The 2,197-nt window shown below is 55.2% G+C and carries 2 protein-coding genes, 1 pseudogene and 1 riboswitch; all 3 genes and pseudogenes read right to left on the bottom strand.

Annotated features, from left to right (window positions below):
- A riboswitch (TPP riboswitch) is annotated at positions 1–83 on the bottom strand. This riboswitch is flagged as partial in the annotation.
- A gap of 108 nt (positions 84–191) precedes the next feature.
- Positions 192–401, bottom strand: a complete 210-nt coding sequence (gene tatA / locus AC0KVQ_RS16340; protein ID WP_473422256.1) for a Sec-independent protein translocase subunit TatA — start codon at positions 399–401, stop codon at positions 192–194.
- A gap of 46 nt (positions 402–447) precedes the next feature.
- Positions 448–1,707, bottom strand: a complete 1,260-nt coding sequence (locus AC0KVQ_RS16335) for a D-amino acid dehydrogenase (RefSeq protein WP_473422255.1) — start codon at positions 1,705–1,707, stop codon at positions 448–450.
- Positions 1,708–1,798: 91 nt separating this feature from the next.
- Positions 1,799–2,197: pseudogene (locus AC0KVQ_RS16330) on the bottom strand (bifunctional acetaldehyde-CoA/alcohol dehydrogenase); the annotation flags it as partial.

The following is a 2,197-nucleotide window of genomic DNA, read 5'->3' as shown; positions in this document are numbered from 1 at the left end:
CGCTTCCCTGCGCCGGTATTAACCGTATCAGGTTCGAAGGGACTCTCTCATCCGCGCAACGCGCGGAACCCCTAGCGTTTATTACGTTTTTTGTACAAAACAATGATGCCGTAGGACGGGTTTCAACCCGTCACAATTAGGGATCACGAAACCCTGGCGCTGACGGACTGAAGTCCGTCCTACAGCAATACTCAGCGCCTGTCGCGATTTGCCACCTCAATCGGCGGCGTTGCCACTTCTTTTGGCAGCATCGGATCTGCCCCCGTGCCATTCATGCCTTCCTTGAATCCCTTGACTGCAGCACCGAGATCCTTGCCGGCGCTACCCAGTTTTTTGGTTCCAAAAACCATGACGACTACACCCAGAACAATCAGCCAGTGCCAGATACTCAGAGAACCCATTTGATCACCTCCATTTGTCGTTATAAAAGCACTACCCCAAAACTCCCTAGACTCGCATGTTCATTTCGGGCGCATTACCGCTGACCATATCGGCCAGAATCCGCCCGGAACCACAAGATTCCGTCCATCCCAGGGTGCCGTGCCCGGTATTGAGCCAAAGCCCTGTCTTTTCACCGACAGCACCAATATATGGCAGGTTGCTCGGCGTGGAAGGACGCAAGCCGGTCCAGAATTCCGCCGCGTCAAAATCAGCGCCATTGGGGAAGATATCGCGCGCACGCTTGATCAATGCCTGGCAGCGCGGCAAGGTCAGATCGAGGTTGTAGCCATTGAATTCGGCCGTGCCGGCGATACGCAGGCGATCGCCCAGCCGGGAGTAAACAATCTTGCAACCATCATCGGTCATGGCCACCGAAGGTGCGTCGTGCTCCTCGCCAACCGGTACCGTTGCCGAATAGCCCTTGGCCGGATACAGGTTGATTTTTATGCCGATATCCCGCAGCAACAGCGGGCTGTAACTACCCAGGCACACAATATAGGCATCCGCCTCCAGCACTTCTTTTCGGCTACCCGTTTCGTCCTGCCAGGAAATCGCAACGCCATTGACCGAACGGCCTGCGTACAGCAATTGATCCACACTGGTCTCGTAGCGAAACATAACGCCTGCTTGCCGGCAGAGTGCCGCAAGCTCTTGGGTGAACTTTCTGGCATCGCCCGATTCATCGCTGGGGGTATAGGTTCCCCCGACAATATTGATCCTGGAGTTATTCAAGGCCGGCTCAATATCGAGGCATTCCGCCGTCGTTTTGACTTCCCGATCCAGCCCGGCTTCACGCATTGATCTGGCCGCTTTTACTGCGGATTCGAATTCGGATTCTTCCGTGTAGTAATGGAGAATTCCTTTTGCAAGCTGGTCGTACTGGATATGGGTTTCTGCTCGCAATTGCTGCAATTGCATACGGCTGTACAATCCCAGACGTACCAGTTTTTGCAGGTTCCGCCGTGCACGATCTGGCGTGCATTCGCGCAGAAACTGTAGCCCCCACCACCATTGCGCCCAATCAAACTTGAATTTGAATAACAGCGGTGCATCGTCATCTCCCAGCCATTGCAGCATTTTGATCGGTGCTTTAGGGTTGGCCCACGGCTCGGCATGGCAAACGGAAATCTGTCCGCCATTGGCAAAACTGGTTTCCATGCCAGCCATGGATTGGCGCTCGATCACGGTTACCTGATGCCCGGCTCGCGCCAGATACCAGGCAGTGGTCACACCTACGACACCAGCCCCTAAAACAATACAGCGCATAGTGTTTCTCTTTTTTCCGAATTATTTTTTCAAAAAGAAAAAAGAGGGAGGGGCAATAAATTGCCACCTCGCCTCAATCCACCCAATGAAATCAGGCTACCTGTGCGGCTTTCTCCACTTTTTGCGGGTTCTCACTGGCCACGCGCAGGTAATGTTCCGTATACGCCCGACCATAGTAGCTATCGAGCAGCAACTGCTTCAGCTCCGAGATCAGCGGGAAGCGCGGGTTGGCGCCGGTGCACTGGTCGTCAAACGCCGCTTCCGCCAGTTCGTCCACCTTGGCCAGGAATTCCACTTCATTCACCCCGGCTGCCTGGATCGAGGCCGGAATACCCAGCACTTTCTTCAGGCCATCCACCCATTCAATCAGCTTCTCGACACGATGGTGGTCGGTGTCCGCATCCAGGCCCAGGTGCTTGGCCACTTCGGCGTAGCGCGCCACGCCCTTCGGCCGGTCGTACTGGCTGAACGCGGTCTGCTTGGTCGGGAT

The sequence above is a fragment of the Formivibrio sp. oc-25 genome, assembly GCF_055810895.1.
The sequence above is the reverse complement of the archived record's forward strand: the minus strand, read 5'-3'. Positions and strand labels throughout refer to the sequence as shown.